The sequence below is a fragment of the gamma proteobacterium symbiont of Axiagastus rosmarus genome (assembly GCF_059730925.1).
The window spans coordinates 968,966-983,926 of record NZ_AP035925.1; the positions used below are offsets into that span (position 1 = coordinate 968,966).

At 57.9% G+C, this 14,961-nt stretch carries 14 protein-coding genes and 3 tRNA genes; 8 read left to right on the forward strand and 9 right to left on the reverse strand.

Translation table 11 applies throughout. The features are described from left to right. Nucleotides 1-23 precede the first annotated feature (23 nt). Nucleotides 24-1,352, reverse strand: a complete 1,329-nt coding sequence (gene argA, locus AC6I8F_RS04395) for an amino-acid N-acetyltransferase (protein ID WP_021506712.1) — start codon at nucleotides 1,350-1,352, stop codon at nucleotides 24-26. A gap of 232 nt (nucleotides 1,353-1,584) precedes the next feature. Between argA and amiC the strand changes: the two genes are divergently transcribed. Continuing rightward, nucleotides 1,585-2,820, forward strand: coding sequence for an N-acetylmuramoyl-L-alanine amidase AmiC (gene amiC, locus AC6I8F_RS04400; protein WP_498028570.1), 1,236 nt, complete (start codon nucleotides 1,585-1,587; stop codon nucleotides 2,818-2,820). Between the two features lie 88 nt (nucleotides 2,821-2,908). Here the strand turns inward: amiC and AC6I8F_RS04405 are convergent. The 3 genes from AC6I8F_RS04405 to AC6I8F_RS04415 all read right to left on the reverse strand — a co-directional run bounded on the left by AC6I8F_RS04405 (nucleotide 2,909) and on the right by AC6I8F_RS04415 (nucleotide 3,243). Continuing rightward, nucleotides 2,909-2,985, reverse strand: a tRNA-Met gene (locus AC6I8F_RS04405). A gap of 52 nt (nucleotides 2,986-3,037) precedes the next feature. Then, nucleotides 3,038-3,114, reverse strand: a tRNA-Met gene (locus AC6I8F_RS04410). Between the two features lie 52 nt (nucleotides 3,115-3,166). Then, nucleotides 3,167-3,243 (reverse strand) — tRNA-Met (locus AC6I8F_RS04415). Between the two features lie 207 nt (nucleotides 3,244-3,450). Between AC6I8F_RS04415 and mltA the strand changes: the two genes are divergently transcribed. Further along, a complete protein-coding gene (mltA, locus tag AC6I8F_RS04420; RefSeq protein ID WP_021507388.1) occupies nucleotides 3,451-4,599 on the forward strand; it encodes a murein transglycosylase A in 1,149 nt (382 codons plus the stop codon). Between the two features lie 60 nt (nucleotides 4,600-4,659). Continuing rightward, nucleotides 4,660-5,466: a tRNA cyclic N6-threonylcarbamoyladenosine(37) synthase TcdA gene (tcdA, locus tag AC6I8F_RS04425; RefSeq protein ID WP_021507387.1), complete on the forward strand. Its 807-nt coding sequence runs from the start codon at nucleotides 4,660-4,662 to the stop codon at nucleotides 5,464-5,466. On the opposite strand, the gene csdE is transcribed toward tcdA, so the two are convergent. Both csdE and csdA read right to left on the reverse strand, forming a co-directional pair. Next, a complete protein-coding gene (csdE, locus tag AC6I8F_RS04430; RefSeq protein WP_104188437.1) occupies nucleotides 5,454-5,906 on the reverse strand; it encodes a cysteine desulfurase sulfur acceptor subunit CsdE in 453 nt (150 codons plus the stop codon). The genes tcdA and csdE overlap by 13 nt on opposite strands. A 4-nt stretch (nucleotides 5,907-5,910) precedes the next feature. Then, nucleotides 5,911-7,116, reverse strand: a complete 1,206-nt coding sequence (gene csdA / locus AC6I8F_RS04435; RefSeq protein ID WP_104093651.1) for a cysteine desulfurase CsdA — start codon at nucleotides 7,114-7,116, stop codon at nucleotides 5,911-5,913. A gap of 208 nt (nucleotides 7,117-7,324) precedes the next feature. Here csdA and AC6I8F_RS04440 point away from each other — a divergent pair, with 208 nt between their 5' ends. The 4 genes from AC6I8F_RS04440 to rlmM all read left to right on the forward strand — a co-directional run bounded on the left by AC6I8F_RS04440 (nucleotide 7,325) and on the right by rlmM (nucleotide 10,348). After that, nucleotides 7,325-7,549, forward strand: coding sequence for a YgdI/YgdR family lipoprotein (locus AC6I8F_RS04440; protein ID WP_010616412.1), 225 nt, complete (start codon nucleotides 7,325-7,327; stop codon nucleotides 7,547-7,549). 342 nt (nucleotides 7,550-7,891) lie between these two features. Then, nucleotides 7,892-8,809: a transcriptional regulator GcvA gene (locus AC6I8F_RS04445; protein ID WP_010616414.1), complete on the forward strand. Its 918-nt coding sequence runs from the start codon at nucleotides 7,892-7,894 to the stop codon at nucleotides 8,807-8,809. Nucleotides 8,810-8,859: 50 nt separating this feature from the next. Then, entirely contained in the window at nucleotides 8,860-9,255 is a 396-nt protein-coding gene (locus AC6I8F_RS04450) for a DUF423 domain-containing protein (RefSeq protein WP_021507384.1), read from the forward strand. After that, nucleotides 9,248-10,348 carry a 23S rRNA (cytidine(2498)-2'-O)-methyltransferase RlmM gene (rlmM, locus tag AC6I8F_RS04455; protein WP_021507383.1) on the forward strand — a complete coding sequence of 367 codons (1,101 nt, stop codon included), beginning with the start codon at nucleotides 9,248-9,250 and terminating at the stop codon, nucleotides 10,346-10,348. The genes AC6I8F_RS04450 and rlmM overlap by 8 nt, the downstream gene beginning before the upstream one ends. Nucleotides 10,349-10,750: 402 nt before the next feature. Here rlmM and xni read toward each other — a convergent pair whose 3' ends face one another. The 3 genes from xni to queF all read right to left on the reverse strand — a co-directional run bounded on the left by xni (nucleotide 10,751) and on the right by queF (nucleotide 13,953). Continuing rightward, nucleotides 10,751-11,518 carry a flap endonuclease Xni gene (gene xni, locus AC6I8F_RS04460; protein ID WP_498028571.1) on the reverse strand — a complete coding sequence of 256 codons (768 nt, stop codon included), beginning with the start codon at nucleotides 11,516-11,518 and terminating at the stop codon, nucleotides 10,751-10,753. A 38-nt stretch (nucleotides 11,519-11,556) separates the two neighbouring features. Beyond that, entirely contained in the window at nucleotides 11,557-12,921 is a 1,365-nt protein-coding gene (gene ppnN, locus AC6I8F_RS04465; protein WP_021507381.1) for a nucleotide 5'-monophosphate nucleosidase PpnN, read from the reverse strand. Between the two features lie 186 nt (nucleotides 12,922-13,107). After that, a complete protein-coding gene (queF, locus tag AC6I8F_RS04470) occupies nucleotides 13,108-13,953 on the reverse strand; it encodes an NADPH-dependent 7-cyano-7-deazaguanine reductase QueF (RefSeq protein ID WP_498028572.1) in 846 nt (281 codons plus the stop codon). 62 nt (nucleotides 13,954-14,015) lie between these two features. Here queF and syd point away from each other — a divergent pair, with 62 nt between their 5' ends. Further along, nucleotides 14,016-14,564 carry a SecY-interacting protein gene (gene syd, locus AC6I8F_RS04475; protein ID WP_159377841.1) on the forward strand — a complete coding sequence of 183 codons (549 nt, stop codon included), beginning with the start codon at nucleotides 14,016-14,018 and terminating at the stop codon, nucleotides 14,562-14,564. Nucleotides 14,565-14,961: the final 397 nt, after the last annotated feature.

Here is a 14,961-nt window from a genome sequence, read left to right on the forward strand (position 1 = left end):
GGCGCTTTGATGAGCAGTGGCGCTTAGCGTAAGTCTGCCATCAGCACTTTGGAACGACGCTGATAGTTGTACATCTGCTTTTTGCTTTCAGGCAGCGACTCAATATCCACCGGCGTGAAGCCGCGCTCCTGGAACCAGTGGATACTGCGCGTGGTCAGCACGAACAGCTTCTTCAGCCCCATCTGCCGCGCCTGCAGCGCCACGCGCTCCAGCAGCAGCTCGCCGCGCGAAGAGCTGCGATAGTCGGGGTGCACCGCCACGCAGGCCATCTCGCCGATTTGCTCGTCCGGGAACGGATAGAGCGCTGCGCAGGCGATGGTCATATTGTCGCGCTGAATAATGGTGAATTTGTCGATCTCCATCTCCAGCTGCTCGCGTGAACGGCGCACCAGAATGCCCTGCTGCTCCAGCGGACGAATCAGTTCGAGAATCCCGCCGATGTCGTTGATGTTGGCGCGGCGAATCTGCTCGGCCGACTCCATGACAATCTGCGTACCGATACCGTCACGCGAGAACAGCTCCTGCAGCAGTGCGCCATCTTCCTGATAGCTGATCAGATGGCTGCGGCGCACGCCGCTGCGGCAGGCTTTGACCGCGCCACGCAGGAAGCGCACGGTGCCGGAGAGAAAATCACCGTCGCTCTCCATTTCATCAATCCGCGTCTGCGCCTCGTTCGGGAACAGCTCGGAAATGATGGTGCCTTCGCGATCGGTTACGCCCTGTTCGGAGCAGAAACCGATCATCTTCTCGGCTTTTAGCTTGATCGCCAGCTGCGTCGCCACCTCTTCCGAGGTCAGGTTAAAGCTTTCGCCGGTCACCGAGACCGCCACCGGACCCAGCAGCACAATGGCATTGTTATCCAGCTGACGATGGATCGCCTCTTCGTCAATGCGGCGGATGCGGCCGCTGTGGCAGTAATCGACGCCGTCATCCACGCCCAGCGGCTGAGCGATGATGAAGTTACCGCTCACCACATTAATATGCGCGCCCTGCAGCGGCGTATTATTCAGGCTCATCGACAGACGCGCCGTAATATCGAGCTGTAAACGCCCGGCCGCCTGCTTCACCAGCTCCAGCGATTGGGCATCGGTCACGCGGGTGTGTTTGTGATAAATCGGCTCCAGCTGCTGCTGCGCGAGGCTGGCATCGATCTGCGGCCGTGCGCCATAAACCACCACCAGGCGAATGCCGAGACTATGCAACAGGCCGATATCGTTAACGATGCTGGAGAAGTTCTCATGCTCGATGGCCTCGCCACCCAGCATGATGACAAACGTCTTGTCACGGTGGGCATTAATATAGGGAACGGTATGGCGAAAACCCTGAACCAGTTCGGTACTGCGTTCCTTCACGGCAAACCCTCTGTGAATGGTTATTCGAAATTTATGTATTTTTATGCTCTTTCGCCACTTTTTGCAAGCATCGGACCTGACGTTACTTTACGATTTTCCTGATGCAAGCCACGCTAACAGACTGCATTATCTGGTTTTTCCGGCAAGACAAGACATTCCTCATTGAATAAAGTTTTCGCCTTCTGCTCGTCAACTGACGATTTTTTAGACATAACACAGTAGCTGGAGCGGCATGTCCGAAGCTTTTACCCGAAGACGACTTTTACAGGGCGCAGGTGCGCTGTGGTTGCTGAGCGTGACGCGCAGCGGTTTTGCGGCCAGTCAGCACATTGTGGCCGTGCGCATCTGGCCATCCTCGACTTACTCGCGCGTGACGCTGGAATCCAACGTCGCGCTGCACTATAAGCAGTTCACGCTGAGCAATCCCGAACGGCTGGTGATCGATATCCAGAACCTGCATATCAACAGCGCGCTGAAAGGCATTGATAAGCTGGTGCGGATGGACGATCCCTACATTAAAACCGCGCGCGTCGGTCAGTTCGATCCCACCACGGTGCGCGTGGTGCTGGAGCTGAAGCGCAGCGTGGCACCAAAAACCTTCACCCTCGATCCGGTCGCGGGTATTCGCCACCGGCTGGTGGTCGATCTCTATCCCAGCCAGTCGTCACAGGAAGAGGATCCGCTGCTGGCGTTACTGAAGGATTACAACCAGGGTGAACTGGAGCGCGATCAACCGGCGCAGGCGCCGCTACCGGGTAAAGCCGGGCGCGATCGACCGATTATTATCATGATCGATCCCGGTCACGGCGGGGAAGATCCCGGCGCGCACGGCAAGTACAAAACGCGCGAGAAAGATATCGTGCTGAAGATTGGACGCTATCTGAAAGCGCTGATCGACAAAGAACGTAATATGAAGGCTTACATGACGCGCAACGAAGATGTGTTTATACCGCTGCGCGTGCGGGTCGCGAAAGCGCGCAAACAGCGCGCCGATCTGTTTGTCTCGATTCACGCCGATGCTTTTACCAGCCGGGCGGCGCGCGGCTCTTCGGTCTTCGCGCTCTCCACCAGCGGCGCAACCTCGGCCGCCGCGCGCTTTCTCGCCCAGACGCAGAACGAAGCGGATTTGATCGGCGGGGTCAGCATGAGCGGCGATCGCTATCTCGACCACACCATGTTCGATATGGTGCAGCGGCAGACCATCAGCGACAGCCTGAAGTTTGGCAAAGAAGTGCTGACGCGCATGGGCCACATTAACCACCTGCATAAACGCACGGTGGATCAGGCCGGCTTTGCGGTGCTGAAAGCGCCGGATATCCCGTCGATTCTGGTGGAAACGGCGTTTATCAGTAACGTTGAAGAAGAGCGGAAGCTGCGTACGCCGCGCTATCAGCATCAGGTGGCGGAAGCCATTCTGCACGGTATTAAGGCGTATTTTGACAAAGGCGGCGTGCTGGCACGGCGTTAGGGCAGGGCGGCAGCGATGCCGCTTTTTACCGGGCGCAGAAACAAAAAAACACCCGTCAGGGTGTTGTGATGTTCTTCGTCAGAAGAAGTGGTTGCGGGGGCCGGATTCGAACCGACGACCTTCGGGTTATGAGCCCGACGAGCTACCAGGCTGCTCCACCCCGCGTCCGTCTGTCGCACTGAGCGACTTTGCACATTGTATTCTTCGTTAAGACAATTGGTTGCGGGGGCCGGATTCGAACCGACGACCTTCGGGTTATGAGCCCGACGAGCTACCAGGCTGCTCCACCCCGCGTCCGTCTGTCGCGCTAAGCGACTTGCCACATTGTCTCTTCATCACGAAGAATTGGTTGCGGGGGCCGGATTTGAACCGACGACCTTCGGGTTATGAGCCCGACGAGCTACCAGGCTGCTCCACCCCGCGTCCGTGGATGCGCACTATACACCGGGCGTATGATGATGCAACCCCTTTTTTGCGTTAAAGCGCTAAATAGACAAACAGTTGCTGAATTATTTGGCCATTGGGCGATTTATTATACAGATGTGAGCGCGCTAGCCTGCGGCAGATTTCATTCTGTCTGCCCCTTTGCTATCGTCGCCGTGCAAACAACCAGCTTAAAAAGAGAAGGTAATGAAAGGACATTGGGCGAAGTATGCACTTACTGGCGCATTTCTGGCGCTGTTAGCCGGTTGTAGCTCTAAGCCGACCGATCGCGGTCAGCAATATATTGATGGCAAGCTGGAGCAACCGCTCGGGCTGGTGAATGAGCCGAACGCCAAAGGGCGTCCGGTCAATGGCCGTGATTTCGGCCTGCAGGTGCAGCAGATCCAGTCGGCGTCGTCCGGTCTGTATGGCCGCAACCTCGGCACTTACAGTGCGATTCAGAACTGGCTGCTCTCCGGCGCCGATACGCGTCAGCTGCGCCAGTTCGGCCTGAACGCCTATCAGATGGAAGGCACCGACAGCTACGGCAACGTACAGTTTACCGGTTACTACACACCGGTGGTGGAAGCGCGTTATACCCGTCAGGGCGAATTCCAGTATCCGATTTACCGCATGCCGCCGCGTCCGCGCGGACAGAAGCTGCCAAGCCGCGCTTCTATCTATAGTGGCGCACTGGATGAGCGTTATGTGATTGCCTGGAGCAATTCGCTGATCGACAACTTTATGATGGACGTGCAGGGCAGCGGCTATGTCGATTTCGGCGATGGCCGTCCGCTGCGTTTCTTCGGCTACGGCGGCAAGAACGGCTGGGCTTACCACAGTATTGGCAAAGAGCTGATCGATCGCGGTGAAGTGAAGCGCGAAGACATGTCGATGCAGGCGATTCGGCAGTGGGCGCAGGAGCACTCGCCGCAGGAAGTGCGCAACGTACTGGAAACCAACCAGTCGTTCGTGTTCTTCAAGCCGGAAGAGTATGTGCCGGTGCGCGGCGCCAGTGCGGTACCGCTGATTGCCAAAGCCTCGGTGGCGTCCGATCGTTCGCTGATTCCCGCCGGTACGGCGCTGCTGGCTGAAGTGCCGCAGCTGAATGAGAAGGGCAAATTCAACGGCAAATATGAGATGCGCCTGATGGTCGCACTGGACGTGGGCGGCGCGATCAAAGGCCAGCACTTCGATATCTACCAGGGCGTCGGCCCGGATGCGGCGCATCTGGCGGGCTTCTACAACCATTATGGCCGCGTCTGGGTGCTGAAAGCCGCACCGGGAACCGGCCAGCCGCTGTTCAGCAATCCGCAAAACGGCAATAATGGTTCATTGATTATCGGCGCAAATTGATAGGCTGCGCACCCTGGGTTTGTCGGGTGCGCGTCCGCGCATCGTACTAAAAGGTTAGCTATGAAAGTTGTCAGCGACGCTTGGCGCCAGCGATTTGGCGGCACGGCGCGTCTCTACGGGCAGGAAGCACTGCAGCGTTTTGCCGACGCGCATTTCTGCGTCATCGGCATCGGCGGCGTCGGTTCCTGGGCGGCCGAAGCGCTGGCGCGCACCGGCATCGGTAAAATTACCCTGATCGACATGGACGATGTGTGTATTACCAATACCAACCGTCAGATTCATGCGTTGCAGGGGCATGTCGGTCAGGCCAAAACTGAGGTGATGGCGCAGCGTATTCACGCCATCAATCCGGAGTGTGAGGTGATCTGCATCGATGACTTTATCACGCCGGACAATACCGCTGAGCTGATGGCTGCAGGGTTCGACTATGTGATTGACGCGATTGATAGCGTGCGCCCTAAGGCTGCGCTGATTGCCTGGTGCCGGCGCAATAAGATCCCGCTGATCACTACCGGTGGCGCCGGCGGACAGATCGATCCGACGCAGATTCAGGTCAGTGACTTAGCCAAAACCATTCAGGATCCGCTGGCTGCCAAACTGCGCGAGCGGCTGAAAAGTGATTTTGGCGTAGTGAAAAACAGCAAGGGTAAACTGGGGATCGACTGCGTGTTCTCTACCGAGGCGCTGGTGTATCCGCAGCCGGACGGCAGCGTATGCGCTTCGCGCAGCACGGCGGAAGGGCCAAAGCGCATGGACTGTGCCGCCGGCTTTGGTGCGGCCACCATGGTGACCGCCACCTTTGGTTTTGTTGCGGTGTCGCACGCGCTGAAAAAATTTCTCGCGCGCGCGGCGCGTCAGTCTGCCTGATGCGCGCGGGCGGCGCGCTGTACCGCCTCAGCCAGCGCCTGTAAACCACTGCTGCGCGAGGCGCTCAGCTGCGCGCGCAGCCCTAAGGTATCAAACAGCGCCAGCGGGTCTGTGGCTAACAGGGCCGCGGGCGTTTTTCCTTCCACCGCTGTCAGCAGCACCGCCAGCAATCCGCGCACAATGCGTCCCTCACTGTCACCGTAAAAATGCAGCGTGCCGTCGGCCCGCTGCTGGCTGCTGAGCCAGACGCGGTTTTCGCAGCCGGAGAGCTCAATTTCCGCCGTTTTCAGCGCTTCCGGCAGCACCGGCAACTGGCGGCTGAGCTGAATCAGCTGGCGGTAGCGATCTTCCCACTGATGAAAATGGGCAAACTTCTCCGTCAGGCTGGCTGCGGTAATCAGATCACCAAACGGATGGGGGGCAAGCAGGGCTGATGTCATTACGTTACTCACTCAGTAAATCCACGGCATGGTGCATGGCGCGCACCAGCGCGTCCACGTCCTGCAGATTATTATAGGGGGCAAATGAGACGCGCAGCGTGCCGCTGACGCCAAGCGCCGCCATCAGCGGCTGGGCACAGTGCTGGCCGGCGCGCAGCGCGATGCCCTGTTCCGCCAGCAGCGTCACGATATCGCTGTGGTGAATGCCGGCGATATCAAACGCCAGCAGGCTGGCGCTGCCGCAGCGGAAACTGCGGAAGCCGGGAATAGCGCTGAGTTGTTCTTCGGCAAGGCTGGCCAGCTGCTGGCTCCAGCGTTCGGCTTTTTCCGCATCGTACTGCCCCAGCCAGTCCAGCGCCGCACTCAGCCCGACCACGCCCGCCACGTTCGGCGTGCCTGCTTCAAAGCGCCACGGCACCGGCTGCGGCGTGAAGCCGCTGAAATCGACCTGCGTCAGCATTTTGCCGCCGCCCTGCCACGGCGGCATCGCGTCCAGCAGCTCCGCTTTGCCGTACAGCACGCCAGTGCCCATCGGGCCGTACAGCTTGTGCGCGGAAAAGGCGTAGAAGTCGATATCCAGCGCCTGCACATCCGGCGGGCAGTGCACCACGCCCTGCGCGCCATCCACCATCACTTTCGCCCCGACGCCGTGCGCCAGCGTAATCGCCTGCGCCAGATCCGGACAGCCGCCGGTCACGTTAGACATCTGACCTATCGCCAGCAGACGGGTGCGCGCGTTGAGCAGCTGCGGCAGCAGGGCGATATCCGGCCGCCGGTCAGCGCCAAGCGGCCACTTTATCACTTTCGCACCGCTGGCCTGCGCCACCATCAGCCACGGCACCAGATTGGCGTGGTGCTCGGCTTCGCTTACCACAATCTCGTCGCCCGGTTGCAGACGCGGTGCCAGCCAGCTGTGCGCCACCAGGTTGATGGCTTCCGTGGTGCCACGCGTCCAGACGATTTGCCGATCGTCCGCCGCCTGCAGCCAGTGCGCCACGCGCGCGCGCGCCTGTTCATACTGTGCCGTCAGCGCGCGGGCAGCGGCGAACTGGCTGCGGTGGACGGTGCCGCCGCTCAGCGAATAAAACTGCGCGGTCGCGTCAATCACCGCCTGCGGCTTCAGCGCGGTGGCAGCGCTGTCGAGATAGACACCCGCATCGCTCAGCGCGGGAAACTGCTGACGAAACTCGCCAGGAGAGAAATGGGTCATACTCAGCTCACTTACTTGGATGTTAGGACCAGGCTGAAAGCCACGCCGTGGCCTGGCAAAGCTGGAAAAGCGCGTTATGCTAATTATTGCAAGGTTTGAACCGAAACCCGCATAACGAATCGGTCTGTTCCAGTCGATCGCTCTGTTTGCTGCCACTGGTCAGCGCACGCGGGTGGTTTAATGCAATCAATCTGCAAGGAGATAGAAGATGAATAAACTCGCCGCAGTGCTGGCCGTGTGCACCATGGCCTTTACCCTGGCCGCCTGTTCCAGCAACTACGTCATGCATACCAATGATGGTCGCACCATTGTTGCGGATGGCAAACCAAAAGTTGACGATGAAACCGGTATGATCAGCTATAAAGATGCCAATGGCAACGAGCAGCAGATTAACCGCTCAGATGTGAAAGAGATGGTGGAAATGGGCCAGTAAGCCCGGTTAGCAGGTAAAAAAAAGCACCGCAATTTGCGGTGCTATTTAAAATCACTATGGACAGACAGGGTAAATCTACAGGAATTAAAAGTTTGATCTGCAATCGTCAGATCAAAATGCAAACACAACATCACGACCACAAGCCAAAAGCTCTCTAAAAGTCTGCGATCTCTCGCACGTTTCCAGAAATCTTTTCGTTCCGGCTCAGGAAGTGCGGCAACTATAGGTATTTGCTGGAGCTTCCTCAACGGACAAATTATAATGTCTCGGATTAAAAAATCTAATACGTAACGACTTTGTATAAGTTGCAGTGTTACGCTGCCAATCCGGGTACGGAAAACCATGTCAAAACGCCTTCCGCCGCTTAATGCTCTTCGCGTCTTCGACGCTGCGGCCCGTCATTTGAGCTTCACCAAAGCCGCTGAGGAGCTGTTTGTGACCCAGGCGGCTGTCAGCCATCAGATTAAATCGCTGGAAGATTTTCTCGGTCTCAAGCTGTTTCGCCGGCGCAATCGTTCGCTGTTACTGACCGAAGAGGGTCAAAGCTACTATCTCGATATCAAAGAAATTTTTTCGGCACTGAACGATGCCACGCGCAAATTGCAGGCGCGCAGTGCCAAAGGGGCACTCACCGTCAGCCTGTTGCCGAGTTTCGCCATTCAGTGGCTGGTTCCGCGCCTCTCCAGCTTTAATCTGGCTTATCCGGGCATTGATGTGCGTATCCAGGCGGTGGACCGTGATGAGGAGAAGCTGGCCGACGATGTCGACGTGGCGATTTTTTACGGCCGCGGCAACTGGCCCGGTTTGCGGGTAGAGAAATTGTATGCCGAATATCTGCTGCCGGTGTGCTCGCCGCTGCTGCTGACCGGCGACAATCCGCTCAAATCACCGGCCGATCTGGCGCATTTCACGCTGCTGCATGACGCCTCGCGCCGTGACTGGCAATCCTATATCCGTCAGCTGGGCTTGCAGCACATCAATGTTCAGCAGGGGCCGATCTTCAGCCACAGCGCCATGGTGCTGCAGGCGGCGATCCACGGCCAGGGCGTGGCGCTGGCCAATAATGTGATGGCGCAGAGTGAAATTGAGGCCGGACGTCTGGTCTGTCCTTTCAACGATGTCTTAGTGAGTAAAAATGCTTTTTATCTGGTTTGTCATGACAGCCAGGCAGAACTGGGTAAAATAGCCGCCTTTCGGCAGTGGATTCTGGAAAAAGCCGCAACTGAACAAGAAAAATTCCGCTTCCGCTACGATCACTAACGCGTTGCCTGCCGCACAGTGATGTGCGGTTTCACCTTGAGGATAAATGAATGTCCAGTCGTGCCATGTTTATATTTGCCGCCATTAGCGGCTTTCTGCTGGTGGCGTTTGGTGCTTTTGGGGCGCACGTGCTGAGCAAAGCGCTCGGCGCGGCCGAGATGGCGTGGATCCATACCGGCCTTGAATATCAGGCGTATCATACGCTGGCGATTATCGGTATTGGCGCAGCGATGCTGCGTCGCGCCAATATCTGGTTTTACTGGAGCAGCGCCGCGATGGCGCTGGGTATCGTCCTGTTCAGCGGCAGCCTGTATTGTCTGGCGCTGTCGCACCTGAAGTTTTGGGTGTTTGTTACGCCGGTTGGAGGCCTGTGCTTCCTGATTGGCTGGTTTTTGATGTTGATTGGCGCGCTGCGTCTGAAACGAAAGGCAGATCGCCATGAATAAAGTTTTACTCTATTGCCGTCCGGGATTTGAGAAAGAGTGTGCGGCAGAAATCAGTGCCAAAGCAGCGGAACGTGAAATCTACGGTTTTCCGCGTGTTAAAGATGACGCCGGTTACGTGCTGTTTGAGTGCTATCAGCCAGAAGAGGCGGAAAAACTGATCGCCACGCTGCCGTTCGCAGAGCTGATTTTTGCCCGGCAAATGCTGGTGGTGGGCGAGCTGCTGCGCGATCTCCCGCCGGAAGATCGTATTACCCCGATCGTTGGCATGCTGAGCGGCGTGGTGGAGAAAGGCGGCGAGCTGCGCGTTGAAGTGCCCGACACCAATGAAGCCAAAGAGCTGACCAAATTTTGCCGCAAGCTGACGGTACCGCTGCGCGCCAGCCTGCGCGACAGCAAAATCCTGCTGAATTATGAGAGCAATAAACGTCCGGTGGTGCATGTGTTCTTTATCGCGCCGGGCACCTGCTACGTTGGTTATTCGCTGCCGCACAACAACTCGCCGTTTTACATGGGCATTCCGCGCCTGAAGTTCCCGGCCGATGCGCCAAGCCGCTCTACGCTGAAGCTGGAAGAAGCATTCCATGTGTTCGTGCCGGCCGATGAGTGGGACGAACGGCTGGGCAGCGGCATGTATGCGGTCGATCTTGGTGCCTGCCCCGGCGGCTGGACCTATCAGCTGGTGAAGCGCAGCATGTGGGTCTACGCGGTGGATAACGGCCCGATGGCGCCGAGCCTGATGGATACCGGACAGGTTACGCACTGCCGCGAAGACGGGTTCAAATTCCGCCCGCCGCGCAGCAACATCAGCTGGCTGGTGTGCGACATGGTGGAAAAACCGGTGCGCGTCGCCAGCCTGATGACCGAATGGCTGGTTAACGGCTGGTGCCGTGAGGCGATCTTCAACCTCAAGCTGCCAATGAAAAAGCGCTATGAAGAAGTCACGCAGAACCTGGCGATGATGGACGCGGCGCTGAAGGAGAAGGGCGTAAACGCGCAGATCCAGGCGCGCCAGCTGTATCACGACCGCGAAGAAGTGACCGTGCATGTGCGCCGGATCTGGGCGGCAGTCGGCGGACGGCGCGACGAACGCTAGTTCTGCTTCAATCGCTGCGTTGGCTGCGCCTGCTCGCCCCGGTCACATACTGATGTATGCTCCCGGGGACTCCCAGGCTTGCCGCCTTGCGCTAGCACAAATTATTTCGCAGATTGGCTGCTTCGTATTAATGCAGGTAACTGCAGGCCGCATAACATTTGTAGCGGCGCGATTCATCGCGCAATAAATTGCGCCGCTACCAAAACCGCAACCGGTGTGGAATGGGGCTGAAACCTGCCTGACCAGCTCGGGCTTGCCGTCCTGCGGTGGCACAAATTATTTCGCAGAAATTAGCTGCACTAGCCCGTAGCGGCGCGATTCATCGCGCAATGAGTAGGGTTGAAACTTCCCGGAGCAGCTCAGGCTTGCCGTGCTGCTGTAGGGTCGCCATTCATGGCGACCTCAGTGACGCAACGGACCCTGATACCGCAGGGTATTTAAATTCCCCTGCAACACCAAATCCCGCTTCAGCGTTGACACCTGTCGGCACACCTCCGCGGTCGCGCGGTGATCGCGTAACTTCTTCTGCCACTTCTCAGGTACCTGATCCAGCTGCTGATACAGCGCCTCGAGCGAACCAAACTGCAGCAGCAGTTCCCGCGCGCTTTTCGGCCCGATGCCGGGCACGCCTGGAATTTTGCTGCTGCTGATACCGCATAAGCCCCAGTAATCCGCCAGCTGGGCCGGCGCGACGCCGAACTCCTGTTCGATAAACGGCACGTCCAGCCAGCGCTTCTGAAAATAATCGCGGATGCGGATGCTCGGCGCCAGCAGCTGGCAGTAACCTTTATCGGTGGAAACGATGGTGGCCTGATGACCGGCGTCGGCCATCTTCACTGCCAGCGTCGCGGCCAGATCGTCCGCTTCATCCTGTTCGGCAACCCAGCAACTGACACCGCTGGCCTCAAAGGCCGCCTGCAGCGAGGCCATCTCCTGCTGTAAATCGTCCGGCATCGGCGGGCGACCCGCTTTGTAGTCCGGCAATAACTGATGACGCCAGCCAGGCTGTCGGTCATGGCTGTCAAACACCGCCACCACGTGCGTTGGCCGCGTGTGACCCAGCAGCTGATGCAGCGCCGCCACGCAGGCCTCGCGACAGGGCGAACCCTGCACGGCGTGCAGGCGGCGGATCAGATTGAGCGCGTCGATAATAAGCAGATGAAGCGACATAGTGATACCGGCAGCCCGCAGGCTGCCTTCCTGATGGGTTATTTGATGATTTCGTAGCAGGGGATGTAAGCGCTGCCGGGCAGTTTCATGCGCTGCTGCGCGACGAAGCCCTGCAGCAGTTCGTCCATGCGGTGCATCAGATCGGCATCGCCTTGCAGCTGATACGGACCTTTTTCCCGGATTTCGCGGATCCCCATCTCTTTGACGTTACCGGCCACGATGCCCGAGAAGGCACGCCGCAGATCCGCCGCCAGTTTTTCCGCTGGCTGATTCGGGAACAGCTTGAGGTTGGCCATATTTTCGTGGGTTGGCAGGAACGGCACCTGCAGATCCGGCGCAATGCGAATCGACCAGTTGAAGCTGTAGGCATCGCCGGTTTCGCGGCGGTACTCTTTCACCTGCGGCATGGCTTTCTTCATCAGACGCGCCACTTCCGCAGCATCATCAATGATGATTTTGTAATGCCGGCGCGCAGCTTCACCCAGCGTATTAACGATGAAATCATCCAGCACGCGGAAGTAATCGGCGCTCTCTTTCGGCCCGGTGAGGATCAGCGGCAGGACCTGATCGCTGTTCTGCGGATTCATCAGAATGCCCAGCAGATACAACAGCTCTTCTGCTGTACCCACGCCGCCCGGGAAGATCACGATGCCGTGCGCGATGCGCACAAAGGCTTCCAGACGCTTTTCAATATCCGGCATGATGATCAGTTCATTCACCAGCGGGTTAGGTGGCTCCGCAGCGATGATCGACGGTTCGGTCAGGCCGATAAACCGGCTGTCGTGATAGCGCTGCTGTGCATGGCCTACCGCCGCCCCTTTCATCGGCGCTTCCATCACGCCCGGACCACAGCCGGTACAGATGTTCAGTTCGCGCAGGCCCATCTGGGTTCCGACATTGCGGCAATATTGATATTCGACCGCGTTGATGGAGTGACCGCCCCAGCACACCACGGTGTTGGGATATTCGCCCACGTGCAGCGCGCGCGCGTTGCGCAGAATGGAGAACACCTGATTGGTGATGTGCGCGGAGTCGGTGACGTCCTGATTTTGTAAACGATCCGCCGCCGAGAGCTGACCGTTAACAAACAGAATATCGCGCAGTACGGCAAACAGGTTCGCCTGCAGCGAACGGATAATCCGGCCGTCAACAAACGCCTCTTCCGGCGGGTTGATCAGCTCCAGTTTCACGCCGCGCTCGCGGCGCAGCACGTTGATGTCAAAGTTTTCAAAGCGGGAAAGCAGTTCGTGGCTACTGTCGGTCTGGCTGCCGGAGTTGAGTACCGCCAGCGAGCAGTTACGAAACAGCTGGTAGAGATCGCTGCTGGCAGTGCGCTTCAGCATGTCGACTTCCAGCTGGGAGAGCAGATCCATTGAGCCAAGCGGGCTGATATGTGTAATCAAGAGAACTCCTTTACACGCAAATGCGTGACTGATGACGCTGCGCTTAACCCGTTGAGCGCAGTGACGAAAATCCTTCGGTAAGCACGCTGTCGCCCTCGCGCCTGTACCAGAGTACCGTTGTCGGCCGCGAATGCTCAAGTGGAACCGCGCATCCGTGCGGCGGCCTGCGAGACATCTCGCAATCTGCTACTGGCGCACCAGGCGGGAGTAGCCCGGCGTGAAGGGGACATTGCTGCGCCAAGGATTGATATCCAGCCCGCCGCGCCGCGTGTAGCGCGCGTAGACGGTTAATGCTGCTGGCTGACAAAAGCGCTGAATATCGTTAAAAATACGCTCGACGCACTGCTCATGAAACTCATTGTGCTGGCGGAACGAAATCAGATAGCGTAGCAGCGCTTCGCGATCGATACGCGGGCCCTGATAGCGAATCATCACCGAGCCCCAGTCCGGCTGATTGGTGATCAGACAGTTCGATTTCAGCAGATGGCTGACCAGCGTCTCTTCAACCACTTCGCTGCCCGTTGCGCTGGCGAGGTAATCAGCGTTAAAACCGTAATCGCTGATGGTGATATCCTGCTCGTCGATGACATCGCCAGCGAAGTGCCCGATCGGCTGACCTTCCACTTCGCTCAGACGAAACAGCGCCACGCTGACCTGGCCGTTAGCGCAGGCGCTGAGATCGCGCTCCAGCGTTTGCCGTACGGCGCCCCAGTCGGCGAAAATCGTCTGGTTAAAGCTGTTAAGATAGAGTTTGAAGCTTTTGGACTCGATCAGATTCACGCTGTCGGCGCTTAGCACCACTTCGCCGACCGCGACCTGCGGCACGCCTTTGCTGTTAAGCCAGGAGAGTTCATACAGCGTCCAGATATCTGCGCCGTGGAACGGCAGGTTATCGGGATAAAGCCCGAGCGGCTCGCGATTCAGGCTGCGCGGCACCGCCTGCAGCAGCGTGTTATCGTAGCGATCAATATACGCGGTGGGCTTACCCAAAGTCAGGCCGCTCAGCGCCGTATCCCGGTTTTCAGAAGACATAACGGTTACCACTAAAATCCATCAAAGGGAGTCAGTGTAACCGATCACCAGCGAGAAGATGAATGATGCAGCAAACCGCAGAGGCCCTGCGCGATTTTACCGCCCGTTATGTAGCGCACTGGCAGCAGCAGCACGGCCATTTTCCCGCCAGCGCAGAGCTGTACGGCGTGCCGTCGCCCTGCATCATCAGTGAACTGGATGAGCGCGTCCTGTGGCAGCCGCAGGACTTTACCCTGCCAGCCTCGCTGGCAGCCGTTGAGCGCGCACTGGATATTCAGCTGCAGCCGGACCTCACCATGTTCTATACCACGCAATTTGCCGGCGACATGCACGCGCAGTTTACACAGCAGCCGCTGACGCTGCTGCAGGTGTGGAGCGAGGACGATTTTACCCGCCTGCAGGAGAACCTGATTGGTCATCTGGTGATGAAGCGCCGTCTGAAACAGAGCCCGACGCTGTTTATCGCCACCACAGATTCGGAGCAGGATGTTATCGCGGTGTGTAATCTGACCGGCGAAGTGATCCTGGAGCAGCCGGGTACGAAGAAGCGGCAGAAACTGGCGGTGGATATTCAGACATTTCTTAATGCTTTACAACCGGTTAGTTCCTGAGTTGCAGACTTTTCTCGCAGTCCCTGTAAGAGATCTCTCACAACTGTTGTGCGAGATCGCCAGAACATTGCGCAGACTTCCGGAAGTCCGCAATGTAAAAATATTGTGAATCATGCAGTTATGGCATCAATCCGAAAATACAGACATGGCTTAATCGTTTAACGGCGCTTACTGACTTGTTATTGCGATGGTTTCTGCCAGAATAGTCACCACTGGCAGGAAGCCACGGATTGAGAGACGTTCAGGAGAATGTCAGCCAGGCGGCAGGAACGTAACGGAGTTTACGTCACAGGGAAGGCTTCAGGATGAAGCAGGACACTCCGGAGTGAGTAAAGGACACCTCCAGGATGGAGAATGAGAGCCACGCGGGATGTGGCGGGCCAGGATGCTAAGGACC

Excerpts from the sequence above, each read along its gene's own strand:
- mltA (WP_021507388.1), top strand. The coding sequence starts at position 3,451 with ATGAAAGGACATTGGGCGAAGTATGCACTTACTGGCGCATTTCTGGCG.
- tcdA (WP_021507387.1), top strand. The coding sequence starts at position 4,660 with ATGAAAGTTGTCAGCGACGCTTGGCGCCAGCGATTTGGCGGCACGGCG.
- syd (WP_159377841.1), top strand. The coding sequence starts at position 14,016 with ATGATGCAGCAAACCGCAGAGGCCCTGCGCGATTTTACCGCCCGTTAT.
- AC6I8F_RS04445 (WP_010616414.1), top strand. The coding sequence starts at position 7,892 with ATGTCAAAACGCCTTCCGCCGCTTAATGCTCTTCGCGTCTTCGACGCT.
- amiC (WP_498028570.1), top strand. The coding sequence starts at position 1,585 with ATGTCCGAAGCTTTTACCCGAAGACGACTTTTACAGGGCGCAGGTGCG.
- xni (WP_498028571.1), bottom strand. The coding sequence starts at position 11,518 with ATGTCGCTTCATCTGCTTATTATCGACGCGCTCAATCTGATCCGCCGC.
- queF (WP_498028572.1), bottom strand. The coding sequence starts at position 13,953 with ATGTCTTCTGAAAACCGGGATACGGCGCTGAGCGGCCTGACTTTGGGT.
- csdE (WP_104188437.1), bottom strand. The coding sequence starts at position 5,906 with ATGACATCAGCCCTGCTTGCCCCCCATCCGTTTGGTGATCTGATTACC.
- csdA (WP_104093651.1), bottom strand. The coding sequence starts at position 7,116 with ATGACCCATTTCTCTCCTGGCGAGTTTCGTCAGCAGTTTCCCGCGCTG.
- AC6I8F_RS04440 (WP_010616412.1), top strand. The coding sequence starts at position 7,325 with ATGAATAAACTCGCCGCAGTGCTGGCCGTGTGCACCATGGCCTTTACC.
- AC6I8F_RS04450 (WP_021507384.1), top strand. The coding sequence starts at position 8,860 with ATGTCCAGTCGTGCCATGTTTATATTTGCCGCCATTAGCGGCTTTCTG.
- rlmM (WP_021507383.1), top strand. The coding sequence starts at position 9,248 with ATGAATAAAGTTTTACTCTATTGCCGTCCGGGATTTGAGAAAGAGTGT.